General features: G+C 65.5%; 17 protein-coding genes. 10 read left to right on the top strand and 7 right to left on the bottom strand.

Features of this window, described 5'->3' with window-relative positions; genetic code table 11:
- Nucleotides 1-83: 83 nt before the first annotated feature.
- From AAFG16_RS02470 to AAFG16_RS02455, 4 genes are all read left to right on the top strand, one after another.
- The gene (locus AAFG16_RS02470; protein ID WP_342737024.1) at nucleotides 84-1,121 is read left to right on the top strand and encodes a ligase-associated DNA damage response exonuclease; all 1,038 of its coding nucleotides are present in this window, start codon (nucleotides 84-86) and stop codon (nucleotides 1,119-1,121) included.
- Entirely contained in the window at nucleotides 1,118-3,019 is a 1,902-nt protein-coding gene (locus tag AAFG16_RS02465) for an ATP-dependent DNA ligase (RefSeq protein ID WP_342737022.1), read from the top strand. Before AAFG16_RS02470 ends, AAFG16_RS02465 begins: the two co-directional genes overlap by 4 nt.
- 72 nt (nucleotides 3,020-3,091) lie before the next feature.
- A complete protein-coding gene (locus tag AAFG16_RS02460; RefSeq protein ID WP_283083419.1) occupies nucleotides 3,092-3,397 on the top strand; it encodes a DUF6460 domain-containing protein in 306 nt (101 codons plus the stop codon).
- An 87-nt stretch (nucleotides 3,398-3,484) separates the two neighbouring features.
- A complete protein-coding gene (locus AAFG16_RS02455; protein ID WP_342737018.1) occupies nucleotides 3,485-4,810 on the top strand; it encodes an MATE family efflux transporter in 1,326 nt (441 codons plus the stop codon).
- Nucleotides 4,811-4,940: 130 nt separating this feature from the next.
- On the opposite strand, the gene AAFG16_RS02450 is transcribed toward AAFG16_RS02455, so the two are convergent.
- Nucleotides 4,941-6,038: a quinone-dependent dihydroorotate dehydrogenase gene (locus AAFG16_RS02450; RefSeq protein WP_342737016.1), complete on the bottom strand. Its 1,098-nt coding sequence runs from the start codon at nucleotides 6,036-6,038 to the stop codon at nucleotides 4,941-4,943.
- Complete coding sequence (locus AAFG16_RS02445) at nucleotides 6,035-6,379, bottom strand: DUF952 domain-containing protein (RefSeq protein ID WP_342737014.1); 345 nt, start codon at nucleotides 6,377-6,379, stop codon at nucleotides 6,035-6,037. Before AAFG16_RS02445 ends, AAFG16_RS02450 begins: the two co-directional genes overlap by 4 nt.
- Before the next feature lie 191 nt (nucleotides 6,380-6,570).
- Here AAFG16_RS02445 and AAFG16_RS02440 point away from each other — a divergent pair, with 191 nt between their 5' ends.
- Nucleotides 6,571-7,224 carry a helix-turn-helix transcriptional regulator gene (locus AAFG16_RS02440; RefSeq protein ID WP_342737012.1) on the top strand — a complete coding sequence of 218 codons (654 nt, stop codon included), beginning with the start codon at nucleotides 6,571-6,573 and terminating at the stop codon, nucleotides 7,222-7,224.
- 119 nt (nucleotides 7,225-7,343) lie between these two features.
- On the top strand, nucleotides 7,344-8,096 hold the full coding sequence (locus tag AAFG16_RS02435; RefSeq protein WP_342737010.1) for a carbonic anhydrase family protein: 753 nt from the start codon (nucleotides 7,344-7,346) through the stop codon (nucleotides 8,094-8,096).
- Nucleotides 8,097-8,184: 88 nt separating this feature from the next.
- Here the strand turns inward: AAFG16_RS02435 and AAFG16_RS02430 are convergent, their stop codons facing one another.
- The 5 genes from AAFG16_RS02430 to AAFG16_RS02410 all read right to left on the bottom strand — a co-directional run bounded on the left by AAFG16_RS02430 (nucleotide 8,185) and on the right by AAFG16_RS02410 (nucleotide 12,614).
- Entirely contained in the window at nucleotides 8,185-9,828 is a 1,644-nt protein-coding gene (locus tag AAFG16_RS02430; protein ID WP_342737008.1) for a lysine--tRNA ligase, read from the bottom strand.
- A gap of 183 nt (nucleotides 9,829-10,011) precedes the next feature.
- Nucleotides 10,012-10,947, bottom strand: a complete 936-nt coding sequence (locus AAFG16_RS02425; RefSeq protein WP_342741107.1) for a transporter substrate-binding domain-containing protein — start codon at nucleotides 10,945-10,947, stop codon at nucleotides 10,012-10,014.
- A 226-nt stretch (nucleotides 10,948-11,173) separates the two neighbouring features.
- Nucleotides 11,174-11,764 (bottom strand): SCO family protein, encoded by a 591-nt coding sequence (locus tag AAFG16_RS02420; protein WP_283083412.1) that lies wholly within the window; start codon nucleotides 11,762-11,764, stop codon nucleotides 11,174-11,176.
- A 24-nt stretch (nucleotides 11,765-11,788) separates the two neighbouring features.
- Nucleotides 11,789-11,914 (bottom strand): hypothetical protein, encoded by a 126-nt coding sequence (locus tag AAFG16_RS02415; protein ID WP_283083411.1) that lies wholly within the window; start codon nucleotides 11,912-11,914, stop codon nucleotides 11,789-11,791.
- A 178-nt stretch (nucleotides 11,915-12,092) separates the two neighbouring features.
- A complete protein-coding gene (locus tag AAFG16_RS02410; RefSeq protein ID WP_283083410.1) occupies nucleotides 12,093-12,614 on the bottom strand; it encodes a hypothetical protein in 522 nt (173 codons plus the stop codon).
- Between the two features lie 264 nt (nucleotides 12,615-12,878).
- Between AAFG16_RS02410 and AAFG16_RS02405 the strand changes: the two genes are divergently transcribed.
- The 4 genes from AAFG16_RS02405 (at nucleotide 12,879) to AAFG16_RS02390 (ending at nucleotide 16,420) form a co-directional block, all read left to right on the top strand.
- Nucleotides 12,879-14,537 carry an FAD-binding dehydrogenase gene (locus tag AAFG16_RS02405; RefSeq protein ID WP_283083409.1) on the top strand — a complete coding sequence of 553 codons (1,659 nt, stop codon included), beginning with the start codon at nucleotides 12,879-12,881 and terminating at the stop codon, nucleotides 14,535-14,537.
- Nucleotides 14,538-14,540: 3 nt separating this feature from the next.
- Entirely contained in the window at nucleotides 14,541-15,458 is a 918-nt protein-coding gene (locus tag AAFG16_RS02400; RefSeq protein ID WP_342737005.1) for a PHB depolymerase family esterase, read from the top strand.
- Nucleotides 15,459-15,591: 133 nt separating this feature from the next.
- Nucleotides 15,592-15,942, top strand: coding sequence for a RidA family protein (locus tag AAFG16_RS02395; RefSeq protein WP_011083946.1), 351 nt, complete (start codon nucleotides 15,592-15,594; stop codon nucleotides 15,940-15,942).
- A gap of 112 nt (nucleotides 15,943-16,054) precedes the next feature.
- On the top strand, nucleotides 16,055-16,420 hold the full coding sequence (locus AAFG16_RS02390; RefSeq protein ID WP_342737003.1) for a nuclear transport factor 2 family protein: 366 nt from the start codon (nucleotides 16,055-16,057) through the stop codon (nucleotides 16,418-16,420).
- Nucleotides 16,421-16,551: the final 131 nt, after the last annotated feature.

The raw sequence follows: 16,551 nt of genomic DNA, 5'->3' as shown, positions 1-16,551 counted from the left end.
AGGACTGTTTAGGGAGATGGATGCGCGGGTCAAGCCCGCGCATGACGGCTTAATTTGGAGCGACCGCTCCCTATATGACAACCATGCGTCCACAAAACATCCTGCTGCCAGCTGCTGCCGGCCTGTGCTGCAAGCCCGGCGGCTTCCATATCGATCCTGTCCGTCCCGTCGAGCGGGCCGTGATCACCCACGGCCATTCCGACCATGCCCGCGCCGGCCATGGCGCCGTGCTGGCGACGCAGGAAACGCTCGACATGATGCGGCTGCGCTATGGCGAGAACTTTGCCGGATCGACGCAGGCCATCAGCTATGGCGAGGAGATCCGGCTCGGCGACGTCAGCGTCAAATTCCACCCGGCCGGCCATGTTCTGGGCTCGGCCCAGATCGCCGTAACCTGCAAAGACACCTGCATCGTCGCTTCCGGCGACTACAAGGACGCGCCGGACCCGACCTGTACGCCGTTCGAGCTGGTGCCCTGCGACGTCTTCATCACCGAGGCGACGTTCGGCCTGCCGGTGTTCCGGCATGGCGATGCGGCCTTCGAGGTGAAGAAGCTGCTGGCCTCCGTCGCGCTGTTTCCGGAACGCGCGCATCTCGTCGGCGCCTATTCGCTCGGCAAGGCGCAGCGCGTGATCGCGCTGCTGCGGCAGGCCGGCTTTGACGCGCCGATCTATCTGCATGGCGCGATGGAGAAGATCACCGAATACTACCAGAGCCGCGGCATCGACCTCGGAGAGCTCAGGCCGGTGAAGGGCATGAAAAAGGCGGCGCTCGCCGGCACCATCACGCTGGCGCCGCCGTCGGCGACATCAGATATCTGGACGCGGCGATTTCCCGATCCCGTCACCGCCTTCGCCTCGGGCTGGATGCGCGTGCGCGCAAGGGCGCGGCAGGGCGGCGTCGAATTGCCGCTGGTGATCTCCGACCACGCCGACTGGGATGGTCTCACCGCGACAATCAAGGCGACCGGCGCCGGCGAGATCTGGGTCACCCACGGTCAGGAAGATGCGCTGGTGCATTGGTGCAAGACGCAAGGCCTCCGCGCGCGGCCGCTCGATCTCGTCGGCTATGGCGACGAGGAGGAGAGCGAGACGCCGACTGCCGACGAGGGCGAAGCATGAACCGCTTCGCAGAGCTTCTCGACCGCCTCGCCTACGAGCCCGGCCGCAACAACAAGCTGCGGCTGATCACCGGCTATTTTCGCGAGGTCGGCGATCCCGATCGCGGCTACGCGCTGGCCGCACTCACCGGCGCGCTCAGCTTCAAGCATGCCAAGCCGGCGCTGATCCGTGACCTCATCGCGGCGCGGACGGATGAGGTGCTGTTCGGGTTGAGCTACGACTATGTCGGCGACCTCTCGGAGACGGTGGCCCTGATGTGGCCGAAGGCGCAAAACAACACACAATCTTTTCCGAGCCACCCCTCTCCCCCGCCCTCCCCCGCAAGGGGGGAGGGAGCGCAGCGGAGCACGCGGCGGCCGATGAGCATCACAGCTAACAGCGATTTGGTGAGTGATGGACGCACCACTCTCACCGTTCCCTCCCCCCTTGCGGGGGAGGGTCAGGGAGAGGGGTACCGCGGGCGAGATGCCAATGAGCCCGCTTACCCAGGCAACCACAACAATCCACCTCCCCCAACCCTCACCGAAGTCGTCACCACGCTGCGCACGCTCGGCAAGACCGAGCTGCCAAAGCAGCTCGAACGCTGGCTCGACGAGCTGGATGAGACCGGGCGCTGGGCGCTGCTGAAGCTCGTCACCGGCGCGCTGCGCATCGGGATCTCCGCGCGCCTCGCGAAGACCGCCGCGGCCGCGCTCGGCGACAAGGACCCGCACGACGTCGAGCTGATCTGGCCCGGCCTTGTGCCGCCCTATCTCGACCTGTTCGCCTGGCTCGAGGGCCGCGCCGACAAGCCAGTCAATCGCGATCCCGCACCGTTCCGGCCGGTGATGCTGGCGCATGCGATCGAGGACACGGATTTCCAAAGCCTCGATCCCGCCGACTACATCGCCGAATGGAAATGGGACGGCATCCGCGTGCAGGCGGTGGCGGGCCGCGACGACCGCGGCCACATCACCGCGCGGCTCTATTCGCGCACCGGCGAGGACATCACCGGGAGCTTTCCCGATCTGGTCCCGTCGCTGCATCTGCCCGGCGCGATCGACGGCGAGCTATTGATCCTGCGCGAAGGCCGCGTCCAAAGCTTCAACGTCCTGCAGCAGCGCCTCAACCGCAAGGTCGTCTCGCCAAAGCTGATCAAGGAGTTTCCGATTCATTTGCGCGCCTACGATCTGCTCGGCGACGACGAGAACGATCTGCGCGAGCTGCCGTTCGCGGAGCGGCGCGAACGGCTGGAGACCTTCATCAAGAAGCTGGACGATCCCCGCATCGATCTCTCGCCGACCGTTCCTTTTGCAAGCTGGGCCGCGCTCACCGCGGCACGCGCCGACCCGGCAAGCGCCGGCGCGGGCGAAGACGCGGACGCTGTCGAGGGCGTGATGCTGAAGCGGCGCGATGCGCCTTATCTGCCGGGACGACCGAAGGGCCAATGGTGGAAGTGGAAGCGCGATCCGCACATCATCGACGCCGTGCTGATGTATGCGCAGCGCGGCCACGGCAAGCGCTCGTCCTATTATTCCGACTACACGTTCGGCGTCTGGACCGAAGGCGAGGCCGGCGACGAGCTGGTGCCGGTCGGCAAAGCCTATTTTGGCTTCACCGACGAGGAGCTCTTGCAGATCGACCGTTTCGTCCGCCGCAACACCACGGAAAAGTTCGGCCCCGTGCGCCATGTCGTGCACGAGGCGGACAAGGGCCTGGTGCTGGAGGTCGCGTTCGAGGGCCTGCAGCGTTCGCCGCGGCACAAATCCGGCGTCGCCATGCGCTTTCCCCGCATCAGCCGCCTGCGCTGGGACAAGCCGCCGCGAGAGGCGGACAGGCTGGAAACGCTGGAGAAGATGCTGAAGGCGGACGAATCCCTACCAACAATTAAGGTTGCGGCCTCCGCCGACGGCCATTGACGGGGAAAGCCGGGTTCCCCATGTGCCTCGCCGTGCCGTATAATGGGGTCGAATCCGCCCGAGGAGTTTGCGATGGTCCAAGACGTCAGAGATTTGCCGGCCGGCCGCGGCGACGGTCTGCACCGCTTTCTCGGCGGCTCGCCGCTGGCGGTCGCGTTTCGGCTGGTCCTGCTCTCGATCCTGGTCGGCGTCGTGCTCGCCGCGATCGGCTTCGATCCCTGGAATATCATCTACAGCATTCGCCTCTTGTTCCAGCGACTGTGGGATCTCGGCTTCGATGCCGTGAACTGGCTGTGGCGCTACTTCCTGCTAGGCGCGGTCATCGTGATCCCGATCTGGCTGCTCTCGCGCGTGTTCGGCGCGCCGCGCGGCCGGTAACGCCTTCTGGAATGCGCGGCCGGCGCAAGCACGCCATGCCGGCCGCGATGGTGCATTGGACACATAGGTCGGCTACACGCAGCTGACATGCACGCGCCCGTTCCCCTCAAAATCGGCAGCCGCCAGGTGTTCGCCATCGCCGGTCCCGCGATGGTCGCGAACCTGACGACGCCGCTGATCGGCGTGGTCTCGACCACGGCGATCGGGCGGCTCGACGATGCCGCCCTGCTCGGCGGCGTCGCGATGGCCTCGGTGATCTTCGACTGCCTGTTCTGGCTGTTCGGTTTCCTGCGCATGAGCACGCTCGCCTTCACCGCGCAGGCGCTCGGCGCGGGCGAGACGCGCGAGCAGACCGTGATCCTGGTGCGCGGCTTCATCGTCGCAGGGCTGATCGGCGCGGCGCTGATCGCGCTGCAATTGCCGCTGGCCGCCGTGCTGTTCGACCTGATGGGCGGCAGCGCCGGCGTCACGCACGCGGCAAAGACCTATTTCATGATCCGGATCTGGTCCTCGCCATTCGCCTTCGCAAACTACGTCATCCTCGGCTGGCTGGTCGGGCAGGCCCGCGCCAATCCGGCGCTTGCGCTCCAGGTCGTCATCAACCTCATCAACATGGCGGCGACGATCCTGCTGGTGCTGGTCTACGACACCGGCATCGCCGGTGCGGCGATCGCCGCGCTGCTGTCGGAGGGCGTCGGCTTTGCGCTCGGCATCGTCGTTTGCCGGCGCTATGCGCATGGCGGCTTTGCCGTTCCCCGCGCAACGCTGTTCGACCGCACAAAGCTGATGCGGATGCTGGCGGTGAATTCCGACATCCTGATCCGCACTGCGGCGCTGATCACCGTGTTCCTGTTCTTCACCGCCAAGGGCGCGCGCGCCGGCGACGTCACGCTGGCGGCGAATTCCGTGCTGAACAACTTCCTGCTGGTCAGCGCCTTCTTCCTCGACGGCCTCGCCAATGCGGCCCAGCAGCTCTGCGGCCGCACCTTTGGCGCACGCGATGCCAAAGGCTTTGCGGATTCGACCCGGCTGGTGCTCTCGTGGGGCCTCGGCTTCGCGATGGTCGTCGCGGTGGTATTCGCGCTGTTCGGGCAGAACATCATCAACTTCATGACCGCGAGCGAGGACGTCCGCCGCGCCGCGCGCGACTTCCTGCCGTTCATCGTGCTCGCCCCGATCCCCGGCGTGTTCGCCTTCGGCTTCGACGGCATCTATGTCGGCGCCACCTGGGCGCGCGAGATGCGCAACCTGATGCTGGCTTCGCTCGCGATCTTCCTCGGCACCTGGCTGGCGCTGCAATCGTTCGGCAATGCCGGGCTGTGGTGCGCGTTGATCGCGTTTTACATCGCGCGCGGCGGCTTGCAGGGCGCGCGGTATCCGGCGCTGTATCGGGCGACGTTTTCTAAACCGTAGCTCTCGTGTCCCGGACGCGGCGCAGCACGCAGTGATGCGACGCAGAGCCGGGACCCAGCAGCCTGTGGGCCCCGGCTCTGCAGCGCACCGCTGAAGGAGCGCTGCGCTGCGTCCGGGGCACGAGACCGAGCTACATCCCCGGCCAGTCTTCCGCCGTCAGCGTCGCCGCATCGGCACCCACGATCTCCGACAGCGAATCCCGCCCCGTCCGCAGCAGCGTCGAGGTGAGGTCGCGCTTGATCTCGTCGACGAGGCCGAGGCCCTTGTAGACCAGCGAGGAATAGAGCTGGATCAGGCTCGCGCCGGCGCGGATCTTCGTCAGCGCCGCACCGCCCGAGTCGACACCCCCGACGCCGACCAGGGAGAATGCGCCCTCGACCCGCACATAGGTCTCCGCGACCATGCGCGTCGACAGGCGGAACAGCGGCCGGCCCGACAGCCCGCCCTGCTCCTTGGCGCGCATCTCCTCGCGCAGCGTGCTCGGCCGCGCGATGGTCGTGTTGGACACGATCATGCCGTCGACCTTGCGCGAGCGCGCGACCTGCACGACGTCGTCGAGCTGGGCAAGGCTGAGGTCCGGCGCGATCTTGAGCAGCACCGGCGTATCGCCGGCCTTCTGCCGCACCCGCTCGCGCGCATCGATCACCCGTGCGAGCAGATCGTCGAGCAGCGCGCCTTCCTGAAGATTGCGCAGGCCCGGCGTGTTCGGCGAGGAGACGTTGACGGTGAAGTAGCTCGCGACCGGCGCGAAGGTCTCGATCAGCTTGACGTAATCGCCGATTCGGTCGGGCGAATCCTTGTTGGCGCCGACATTGACGCCGACGATGCCGCCATGCTGCGCGCGCGCGGCGAGCCGGCGCAGCGCAGCCTCCGCGCCGTCATTGTTGAAACCCATGCGGTTGATGACCGCTTCGTCGCGCTCCAGGCGAAACAGCCGCGGCCGCGGGTTCCCTGCCTGCGGCTTCGGCGTGACCGAGCCGATCTCGACGAAGCCGAAGCCGAGCCGCAGCAGTGCGTCCGGCACCTCGGCGCTCTTGTCAAAGCCTGCGGCCATGCCGACCGGATTGGGAAAGTTGAGGCCGAAGGCGCGCACCGCGAGCTTGGCATCGTCCGGGCGGGGCTTGACCGGCGGCAGGAAGCGCAGGCCCTGGATGGCGAGGCGATGCGCATCCTCCGGATCGAGCCAGCGCAGCACCGGCAGCGAAAAAGCGTCGAAGGCGCGGATCACGGGAGAAGCTCCGGTGTGTCGTGGCCGCCATCGGAGCGCATGTTGAGGTTCGTCACCGCGATCACGGCGCCGAGATCGAGCTCACCATAGAGATGCGGAAACAGCTCGTCATTGCGCGAGCGCTCCCAGCGCAATTCGCTGCCGAGCGCATCGCCGTCGACCTCGACCAGGAACAGCGCACGCTGCCCGAAATAATGCTTGCGCAGGGTCTCGGGAACCTGGGAGGCCGTCGAGAAATGGATGAAACCGTCGCGCGCATCGTCCGCGCTACCCCGGTACACGCCCTGCCGTTCCGCCTCGCGCCAGGCCGAGGCCGGACAGATTTTGTAGATCTTGACCACCGCTTACGCAGCCCTGTTTGCTCTTTGAGTCTTTTGAGTTTTTTCGTCTCTTGGGGGTCGTTCGAAACCCGGCGCGACCGTAAAGGCGGCCCCCTCCGAACTCAAGAGTTAGCCACCGCCTCTTGCGCGAAAAGCGGAAAACCGGTTGATTTGCGGACAGTTTTCCTGGGTTGCGACGGGCTGGACCTTCGATGGTCAGGCAGGCCAAAGCGCAGAGGATACTGACTCACGACCAGATCTGGGTCGCACTGGATCGGCTGGCGGAGCGCGCCGGCCTGTCGCCCTCGGGCCTTGCCAAACGCGCCGGGCTCGATCCCACCACCTTCAACAGATCCAAGCGCGTCACCGCCGACGGCCGCGAGCGCTGGCCCTCGACCGAATCGATCGCGAAGGCGCTGGCGGCGACCGGAGCTTCGATCGACAGCTTCGCGAGGCTGATCGGCGACGAGCCGGGCGAGGACCGGCTCGTCCCGCTGCTCGGCTTCGCGCTGGCGGGCGGGAGCGGCGCCTTCGACGAATCGGGCTTTCCATCCGGCAAGGGCTGGACCGAGGCCGCGCTTCCGAATGCCGAAGACGGCCACAGTTTCGCGCTGGAGATGTCCGGCGATGCGCTTGCGCCTGTGTATCGCGACGGCGACATCATCCTGGTCTCGCCCGGCGCGCCGATCCGCAAGGGCGATCGCGTGGTGGTGAAGACGAGGGCGGGCGAGGTGACGGTCGCAACCCTGACGCGCCGCACGACGAAGGCGCTGGACTTGCAGCCGCTCGATGCGACGCAGGGCGAGCGCACGCTCGCGACGAGCGATATCGCGTGGATCGCGCGGATCGTGTGGGCGAGCCAGTGATGGCGTCGTGACCGCACCATGACACCGGCCGCATCTGCCGCGGCGACCTTGCGACTCACCACCCCTCTCGCCTAGGTTGCGCGCGCTTTGCCGATCAAATTCATCTCAGGGGGAATATGATGAATCGCCGTCACGCATTGAAAGCGCTCGCGGGTCTCGCGCTGTGTCCGCTCTGCAAGCCGGCCTTTGCCGCCGAAGGCGAGCATTGGAGCTATGAGGGCGCTGGCGGTCCGGCCAAATGGGGCGATCTCGACGCGGCCAACAAGGTCTGCGCGGTCGGCCTGCAACAATCGCCGATCGACATCGAAGCGACGATCAAATCGCAACTGCCGGCGCTGAAGCTGAACTGGGGCAAGAGTGCCGACACCATCGTCAACAACGGGCATACCATCCAGCTCAATTTCGCCGAGGGCAGCACGCTTCTTCTCGGCGACGTCAAATACAAGCTGCTCCAGGTCCACTTCCACCGGCCGAGCGAGCACATGATCGGCGGCAAGAATTTTCCGATGGAGGCGCATTTCGTCCACCGCAACGAGGCCGGCGGTCTCGCCGTGGTCGGCGTGCTGATGACCGAGGGCAAGCCGAACGCGGCCTTCGGCAAGATCATCAAGACCATGCCGGCGGCGGAAAGCCCTGCGGTGAAAGCCGACGCCGGCATCGATCCGCACGCCATGCTGCCGCAGAAGCTCGGCTATTTCCGCTATTCCGGCTCGCTGACGACTCCGCCCTGCGCGGAGGTGGTGGACTGGCTGCTGCTCGCCGATCCCATCCAGGTGGCCGCCAGCGATGTCGCGGCGTTCGCAAAGCTCTATCCGATGAACGCGCGCCCGGTGCAAAAAGACAACCGGCGCTTCGTACTGCGGTCGATTTGAGTGAAATCCGTCGCCCGGATGGAGCCAACGGGGCGCGCATTCGCGCGCCCCGTTGGCTCCATCCGGGCTACAAGCACCCAAACGCCTCTCACGCGCTCCGCGCCAGCGCGCCGTCGATCATATTCACCGCGTTCTGCACGCCGTACACCGCAACGAAGGAGCCGAAGCGCGGGCCCTTCTCCTGGCCGAGCAGCACCTGGTAGAGCATGTTGAACCAGTCGAGCGTGACGCCGGGACGGCCGTCCTTGCCCTTCTTGACCTGGTCGAGGAACGGCTCGCGGCGGCCGATCTCGTAGACGACGTTCTGGATATCCTCGGCCGAGGCGTCCTGCGGTAGCTGCGACAGCGCATCGCGCAGGTCCTGCAGCGCGGCGCGCTCGGTGTCGGTCGGCGTGCGGAACTGCTTCGTCGGCGCGACGAAATCGCGATAATAGTTGATGGCGTAGCCGACCATCGCATCGAGCTTCGGATGCGTCTGCGGGCTCACGCCGGGACGATAGCGGCCGATGAAGCCCCACAGCGTCGCGGCATTCTCCGCATTCGACGACGACACCAGCGTCAGCAGCAGCTGGAACGTGACGGGCATGTCGCCCTGCGGCGGCTTGCCGTTGTGGATGTGCCAGACCGGATTGCCGAGCTGCTGCTTGCCATCCTGCTTCGGAAAGCCGTCGATGAATTGCTGATAGTCGTCGACCTGGCGCGGGATGACATCGAAGAACAGCCGCTTTGCCGCCTTCGGCTCGCGGTACATGAACAGCGACAGCGATTCCGGCGAGGCGTAGCGCAGCCATTCGTCGATGGTGAGGCCGTTGCCCTTCGACTTCGAGATCTTCTGGCCCTTCTCGTCGAGGAAGAGCTCGTAGTTGAAACCTTCCGGCGGCGTGCCGCCGAGCGCCTTGGCGATGGCGCCCGACAGCTTCACGGAGTCGATCAGGTCCTTGCCGGCCATCTCGTAATCGACGCCGAGCGCGACCCAGCGCATCGCCCAGTCGGCCTTCCACTGGCATTTTATGTTTCCGCCGGTGACGGGGATTTCAACTTCTTCGTTTGTATCGGGATCGACATAGGTCACCGTGCCCGCCGCAACGTCGCGGCGGATCATCGGCACCTGCAGCACCACGCCGGTGGTCTTGCTGATCGGCAGGAACGGCGAATAGGTCGCGCGGCGGTCGGGGCCGAGCGTCGGCAGGATGATCGCCATGATCTTGTCGTAGGCGGCGAGCATCTTGAGCAGCGTCGCGTCGAAGCGGCCGGACTTGTAATAGTCGGTCGAGCTCGCGAACTCGTAGTCGAAGCCGAAATGATCCAGAAACGCGCGCAAGCGCGCGTTATTCGCCGCGCCGAACGAGGGATATTCGTTCGAGAAGGGATCTGGCACGGCCGTGAGCGGGCGTCCGAGATATTGCGCGAGCAGATCCTTGTTCGGCACGTTGTCCGGCACCTTACGCAAGCCGTCCATGTCGTCCGAGAAGGCGAGCAGGCGCGTCTTGATCTTGTCTTCGGTGAGCACGCGGAAGGCGTGGCGCACCATCGAGGTGCGCGCGACCTCGCCGAACGTGCCGATATGCGGCAGGCCGGACGGACCGTAGCCGGTCTCGAACAGCACCTCGTCCTTCGGGCTTTTCTTCAGCCGCGCGACAATGGCCTTCGCCTGCTCGAACGGCCAGGCGTTGGATTGTTCGGCGAGCGCACGCAGGTCGCTCGGGTTCGCGGCAAGATCGATAACGGACATCAGGAGCCTCCGGGCCGCGGAAAATAGCGATTTCCGGGCAGAATGCAATTTTGTGGGCGGTGTAGCCTCTCGTACCGTCATTGCGAGCGAAGCGAAGCAATCCAGACTGTCACTGCGGAAACAATCTGGATTGCTTCGTCGCAAGGGCTCCTCGCAATGACGGCGGAGGGAGCAGCGACAAGACTAGAACGGGCTCACCGAGAAATAGCGCAGCCACAGATCGGTGTAGCGGCCTTTTTCCCAGACGCGGAACAGGGCCCAGTTCAGGGCCTGGCGCAGCACGTCGTTGCCCTTGCGGACGGCGATGCCGATGCCCTCGCCGAAGAAGCGGCTCTCGACGAAGGGGCCGCCGGAGAAGGCGCAGCAATCGGCGGAATCGGTGCCGTTGATCCAGAACGCCAGCGAGATGGCATCGCCGAAGATGAAGTCGACCTCGCCCTTGCGCAGCGCGGCGCGGAGCGCATCGTCGTTGGGATAGGCGTGCAGCTCGGCGTCGGTGAACATCGCTTTCAGATAGGCTTCATGCGCGGAGCCGGCGATGACGCCGACCTTCTTGCCCTCGAGATATTCCGGGCGAATCTCCGGCATCACCGCATCCTTGCGCGAGGCGAAACGCGCTGGCACCCGGTAATAGGGATCGGTGAAATCGACGCGGGCGCGCAGCTGCGGGCTCACCGCCATCGAGGCGATGATGGCATCGCCCCGGTTGGAGGTGAGCGCGTCGACCAGCGTCTCGAAGCGGCGCATCTGCACCGTGCAGGTGACCTTGATCTCATCGCACAGCGCGCGGGCAAGATCGACGTTGAAGCCGGCCGGGTTGCCGTCGGCGCCGGTGTAGTTGAACGGCGGATAGTCGGTCTCAGTCAGAAAGCGGATTACGGTCAGGCGCGACAGGTCCGGCCGCTCCGGCCGCCGCCGCGGGTCCCAGAAACCGGGCACGGCCTGGGGGGCCGCCTGAGGCGCGACCTGCGGCGCCGCCTGTGGGGCAGCCGGGGGCTGCTTGGCCGGGGCCTGGGCGTTCGCGCCGGACAGGCCCGCGAGCAGGCTGACGGCGGCGGCCAGTCCGAGCAGGGCGCGGCGCACGATTTTGGACGGTTTTGCCTGTCGCGACGGGGCCATCGGCGGGAAAGTAATGAATTTCATTGGGATCGGAGGGCCTTATAGACCATCCCGCCGGGAACGCGAGCGCCGATTGTGGGATGGGTAAAGGTCTCCGTCATGCCCGGGCTTGTCCCGGGCATCCACGAACTTTCCCCACCCAGCTCAAGAACGTGGATGGCCGGGACATAGGCGAGTGGAAGCGACGCCGTCCTTCGGACGGCTATTCCCGGCCATGACGGCTAAATCAAAGATACCGCTTCAAATCCGCCGCGGCCTCTTCCGGGGTCCGCTTCAGGTTGAACGGCGAGACGAAGCGACCGTCGCGGTCCATCAGATAGATCAGCGCGGTGTGGTCCATGGTGTAGTCGCCGTCCTTGGTCGGGACCTTCTTGGCATAGACCCGGTAGGAGGTGATTACCTTGGCGGTCTCGGCGGGATCGCCGCTGAGGCCTTCGAGATGCGGGTCGAAGCTCGACAGATAGTCCTTCATCGTCGCCGGCGTGTCGCGCTCGGGATCGACCGAGATGAAGACGGCGTTGACCTTGTCGGCGTCCTTGCCCATCGCACGCAGCACTTCCGAGATCTCGAACAGCGAGGTCGGGCAGACATCGGGGCAATGGGTGTAGCCAAAGAAGATCAGGGTCGGCTTGCCCTTCAGGCTCTTGTCGGTGACGGCCTTTCCGTTCTGGTCGGTGAGCTGGAACGGGCCGCCGATCGCAGCCGGCTGCGCCACCTTGCTGACCCCGCCCATGGCCCAGAACATGATCAGCAGCCCGAGGACGAGGCTTGCGGCGAACGCGGTCGCAATCACCAGCGGACGAGCGGTGGAGCTCATGAGCGGAAAACTTCCTGTCGCGGATCAGAAGCAGGCGGCAAAGCCGGTCCTGATCATTTCGAAGAACACCTGGCTGCCATAGTGGAACCAGAGCGCCAGCGCGCCGAGCACGACCAGCCCGCCGGCACCAGCGCCTGCCAAGAGCAGCACGGACGACGTCCGGCCGGCAGTGGACGAATTGTCCTGTAACGGATGTCCCGGATGCAGTGGTTGAGCCATGATAACGATAGGGGCGAAGGCCCCGGTTCCCATGCTTTCAGATAGGCTTTAGCCCGCCTGCGGGCAAGGCGCCGCTGGCGGGCTCAACGGTCCCATCATGCCTGTGATGTCAGTGAAGCAGCTGGCCCCGGGCCGTCTCAAGCTGGTCCACTTGCGGGAGGGGCCGGCGCGACGGCTTGATCGCCGAGGCCTGCGCGTCCAGGTAGCAGGGCTTGTACATGGCCTGGAGTTGCTTGCCCCTCAGGAACAGCATGTGCGGTGTCAGGCCGCCGCGCTGGCTGATCCAGCGCTTCACCTGCGAGGGATACATCGAATAGAGCATCTGGGTCGCTTCGGGATTGGTGATGGCGCGGCCATTGGCGCCAAAATCCCAGGCGGCGTGGAAGCCGAGCGTCGCGCTCGAGGTCACGCAGATGCGGTCGTGCGGGATGGCGCCGAGGACGATGGTGCAGGCCGAGGCGCAGAGGCCGTCGATGATGACCGTCTCGCCCGATTGCCTGAGGTCCTGGTATCTGTCGACGTAGGTTCCAATCCGGCCGCCCCGGTCATCCGCGATGCGGACCACCGCATGAGAAGCTCCCATGCCCACGATCAAGAGAACCGCTGCAAGCAACCCCGTCAGAAACTTCATTGTCCCCCGCCCCGGTCGAATTCGAATCTGCGTGTCAGGTGGTGATGCAGTGCTAGCGTCCGTCGTAACCAAGGTTTTGTCTAGGCAGGCCGGCTCGCTCAAAACAAATTCAAGTCCAGTGTTGCGTCCAGGCTGCACCCGGCCGGTCTCTATCCCAAAGTGGAACAAGTTAACGAGGTCTTACGCGCCACGCCCTTGATCTCAGTTACGACCGCTGGCTTCAATCCGGGCAACTACAGGGGGGAACCTGAAGAGGGGGAAAGCATGGCCCAAGAAACGGACGTCATCGTTGTCGGCGCAGGCCTATCGGGACTTGTCGCCGCAACCGAAATTGCGGACGCGGGCAAGCGCGTGATCGTGGTCGACCAGGAGGGCGAGCAATCGCTCGGCGGCCAGGCGTTCTGGTCGTTCGGCGGATTGTTCCTGGTCGATTCGCCGGAGCAGCGCCGGCTCGGCATCAAGGACTCCTTCGAGCTTGCGATGCAGGACTGGATCGGCACCGCCGGCTTCGACCGCGACGAGGATTTTTGGCCGCGCCAATGGGCCGAGGCCTATGTCGCGTTCGCCGCCGGCGAGAAGCGCGACTGGCTGCGCGCGATGGGCCATCGCATCTTCCCCGTGGTCGGCTGGGCCGAGCGCGGCGGCTATGACGCGATGGGCCACGGCAATTCGGTGCCGCGCTTCCACGTCACCTGGGGAACTGGGCCTGGCATTGTCGAGCCGTTCGAGCGCCGCGCGCGCGAAGCGATGAAGAGCGGCCGCCTCACCTTCAAGTTCCGCCATCGCGTCGACGCGCTCTCCATCACCAACGGCACCGTGGATGGCGTCAGCGGCGCGATCCTCGCGCCTGACAATGTCGAGCGCGGCAAGAGCTCATCGCGCAACGTGGTCGGAGAATTTTCGCTGAAGGCGCAGGCCGTGATCGTGGCGTCCGGCGGCATCGGCGGCAATCATGATCTGGTGCGCGCGAACTGGCCGCAGCGGCTGGGCGAGCCGCCAAAATTCATGATCTCCGGCGTGCCCGAGCATGTCGACGGCCGCATGATCGGCATCACTGAGAAATCAGGCGCGCGGCTGATCAACCGCGACCGCATGTGGCACTATGTCGAAGGCATCCAGAACTGGTCACCGATCTGGCCGCGCCACGGCATCCGCATCCTGCCCGGCCCCTCCTCGATGTGGTTCGACGCCACCGGCACACGTCTGCCGGCGCCGCTGTTTCCGGGCTCGGACACGCTCGGCCAGCTCAAATACATCATGTCGACCGGCTATGATTATTCCTGGTTCGTCCTGACCCAGAGCATCATCAAGAAGGAATTCGCGCTGTCGGGCTCCGAGCAGAACCCTGACCTCACCGGCAAGAGCTGGCGCATGACCTTGCGCCGTGCCACCAACAAGGGCGCACCGGCGCCGGTCGAAGCGTTCAAAAGCCATGGTGTCGACTTCATCGTGCGGGACAAGCTGGACGATCTCGTCGCCGCCATGAACAAGCTCGCGGGCAGCGATCTCCTCAAGCTCGAGCACATCAAGATGCAGATCGAAGCGCGTGACCGCGAGATTGCCAATCCTTACGTCAAGGATGCGCAGGTGATGAACATCCACAATGCGCGCCGCTATATCGGCGACAAGCTGATCCGCACCGCCTCCCCGCACCGCATCCTCGACCCCGCGCAGGGGCCGCTGATCGCGGTCAAGCTCAACATCCTCACCCGCAAGACGCTCGGCGGCTTCGAGACCGATCTCGACTCGCGTGTGTTCGGCCAAGAGGGCAGCGTCATTCCCGGTCTCTATGCGGTTGGCGAGGCCGCCGGCTTCGGCGGCGGCGGCGTGCACGGCTATCGCTCGCTGGAGGGTACATTCCTCGGCGGCTGCCTGTTCTCCGGCCGCAATGCCGGGCGCGCAGCGGCGAAGGCAGTGGGCTAGATCATGCGGCGGTGGATGCGGATCGCAGCACTTGTTGCGGGTCTCACCGCCGCCCCGACTGCGTTCGCCGACACCATCGACGTCAACGGCGTGATGCGGTCCTACACCGTGCAACTGCCGGCCAAACGCGCCGTCCCGCTCGTCGTCGTGCTGCACGGCAAGACCCAGCGCGGCGCCGACATGATCGCGCGGACGGCATGGCCGCAGGTCGCAAAGCGTGAAGGCTTTGCCGTGGCGTTTCCTGATGGTCTCAACCACGCCTGGGCCGACGCGCGGACCAAGGCGGGACCCGCGCTCCGTGGCCCGCCGCCAGGCACCGACGACGTCGCCTTCATCGCAAAGCTGGTCGAGAAGCTGGTGGCGAACGGCACCGCCGATCCGAAACGCGTTTACGTCACCGGCATCTCCAATGGCGGCGCCATGGCGATGACGCTGGCTTGCGCCCGCGCCGATCTGTTTGCCGCGGCCGCCAGCGTGGTCATGAATCTCACCGATGAAGCCGCGGTCACATGCCATCCGTCGCGGCCGCTGCCAATGCTGATCATGAACGGGACCGCCGACCCGCTGGTGCCTTATGAGGGCGGCCGCGGATCGAGCTATTTTGCCGCAGACGGGTTCTGGTCGACCGAGGAGACGCTCGCCTTCTGGCGCAAGCTCAATGGCTGCGAGATCGACGACGGCGAAGTAACGGACTTGCCCGGCAGGGCGACCACAGACCAATCCACGGTGACGCGGATCTCCTCGCGCTGCCCCAGCGGACACGATGTCGTGCTCTATCGCGTCAACGGCGGCGGCCACCGCATGCCCGGCTTCGCTCCGGATGCGCGCTTCCCAAGGGTCGCGACCGGCCTGCTCGGACCGCAGAACGGCGACATCGATGGCGCCGAGACGATTTGGGCTTTTCTCAGCCAGTTTCGCTGAGCGGCGCATGCTTCGGCGGCAACGCATGCGTGCCCGGCAACGCATGCGTGCCTGGCAATGCATGCGTGCCCGGGGTGGCACAGCGCAAGGCGCTGGGCTAGACAGGGCCGCCATTCCCACCAGGAGATCCCCAATGAGCATTCAGCGTTTCGAAACCGGCCCGCGCATGAGCCAGGTCGTCGTGCACGGCAACACCGTCTATCTCGCAGGCGTCGTCGCCAGCAAGGCCGCGGGCGAAAGCGTCACGAAGCAGACCCAGGACATCCTGGCCACCATCGACGGTCATCTCGCCAAGGCCGGCACCGACAAGTCGAAACTGCTCTCGGCCACGATCTACATCACCGACATGAAGACGTTCGGCGAGATGAACGCGGTGTGGGACGCCTGGGTCTCGCCCGGCAACACTCCGGCCCGCGCCACGGTCGAGGCCAAGCTGGCCGCGCCGCAATACACCGTCGAGATCATGGTGACGGCCGCGAAGTAGTTTTCGCGTTTCAAATTGGCGCGCGCCGATGACCTCCGAGGTAATCGATCGGCGCGCGCAAACCTTCGATAGTGACGGTCAGCCGGACACGGCGTCATCGAAGGAGAGCAACATGACCGACCACACCGCCATCGCCCACTGCTATATCGATCTCTGGAACGAGCGCACGACGAGCCGCCGGCGCGAGCTGCTGAGCGAGACCTGGACGGCGGATGCGAGCTATGTCGATCCGCTGATGAAGGGCGACGGCCCCGATGGCATCGATGCGCTGATATCAGGCGTGCAGCAGCGTTTCCCCGACTTCAAATTCAAGCTGATCGGCGAGCCCAACGGCTACGGCGACCATCTGCGGTTTTCATGGGGTCTTGGCCCTGATGGTGTCGACAGCCCGATCAAGGGGACGGACTTTGCCGTGCTGAAGGACGGCCGGATCAGGAGCATCACGGGATTCCTGGACCAGGTGCCCGCGGGCGCGTGAGGGAGCGCGGCTTTCTTCCTTCTCCCCTTGTGGGAGAAGGTGGCGCGAAGCGCCGGATGAGGGGGTTGTTTCAGCGAACTCACATGTGAAAGATGGCTCGCGGAGAGAGACCCTCACCCGTCTCGCCGCCT

Origin of the sequence: Bradyrhizobium sp. B117 (assembly GCF_038969555.1) — a bacterium.
GTDB lineage: Bacteria > Pseudomonadota > Alphaproteobacteria > Rhizobiales > Xanthobacteraceae > Bradyrhizobium.
Note: the sequence above shows the minus strand (reverse complement) of the source record. Positions and strands in the feature narration are given on the sequence as shown.

What these genes read in the sequence shown, in the direction of transcription:
- AAFG16_RS02400 (WP_342737005.1), top strand. Translation starts at nt 14,541, where the DNA reads ATGCGGCGGTGGATGCGGATCGCAGCACTTGTTGCGGGTCTCACCGCC.
- AAFG16_RS02465 (WP_342737022.1), top strand. Translation starts at nt 1,118, where the DNA reads ATGAACCGCTTCGCAGAGCTTCTCGACCGCCTCGCCTACGAGCCCGGC.
- AAFG16_RS02455 (WP_342737018.1), top strand. Translation starts at nt 3,485, where the DNA reads ATGCACGCGCCCGTTCCCCTCAAAATCGGCAGCCGCCAGGTGTTCGCC.
- AAFG16_RS02460 (WP_283083419.1), top strand. Translation starts at nt 3,092, where the DNA reads ATGGTCCAAGACGTCAGAGATTTGCCGGCCGGCCGCGGCGACGGTCTG.
- AAFG16_RS02410 (WP_283083410.1), bottom strand. Translation starts at nt 12,614, where the DNA reads ATGAAGTTTCTGACGGGGTTGCTTGCAGCGGTTCTCTTGATCGTGGGC.
- AAFG16_RS02390 (WP_342737003.1), top strand. Translation starts at nt 16,055, where the DNA reads ATGACCGACCACACCGCCATCGCCCACTGCTATATCGATCTCTGGAAC.
- AAFG16_RS02395 (WP_011083946.1), top strand. Translation starts at nt 15,592, where the DNA reads ATGAGCATTCAGCGTTTCGAAACCGGCCCGCGCATGAGCCAGGTCGTC.
- AAFG16_RS02440 (WP_342737012.1), top strand. Translation starts at nt 6,571, where the DNA reads ATGGTCAGGCAGGCCAAAGCGCAGAGGATACTGACTCACGACCAGATC.
- AAFG16_RS02430 (WP_342737008.1), bottom strand. Translation starts at nt 9,828, where the DNA reads ATGTCCGTTATCGATCTTGCCGCGAACCCGAGCGACCTGCGTGCGCTC.
- AAFG16_RS02425 (WP_342741107.1), bottom strand. Translation starts at nt 10,947, where the DNA reads ATGGCCCCGTCGCGACAGGCAAAACCGTCCAAAATCGTGCGCCGCGCC.
- AAFG16_RS02420 (WP_283083412.1), bottom strand. Translation starts at nt 11,764, where the DNA reads ATGAGCTCCACCGCTCGTCCGCTGGTGATTGCGACCGCGTTCGCCGCA.
- AAFG16_RS02435 (WP_342737010.1), top strand. Translation starts at nt 7,344, where the DNA reads ATGAATCGCCGTCACGCATTGAAAGCGCTCGCGGGTCTCGCGCTGTGT.
- AAFG16_RS02470 (WP_342737024.1), top strand. Translation starts at nt 84, where the DNA reads ATGCGTCCACAAAACATCCTGCTGCCAGCTGCTGCCGGCCTGTGCTGC.
- AAFG16_RS02405 (WP_283083409.1), top strand. Translation starts at nt 12,879, where the DNA reads ATGGCCCAAGAAACGGACGTCATCGTTGTCGGCGCAGGCCTATCGGGA.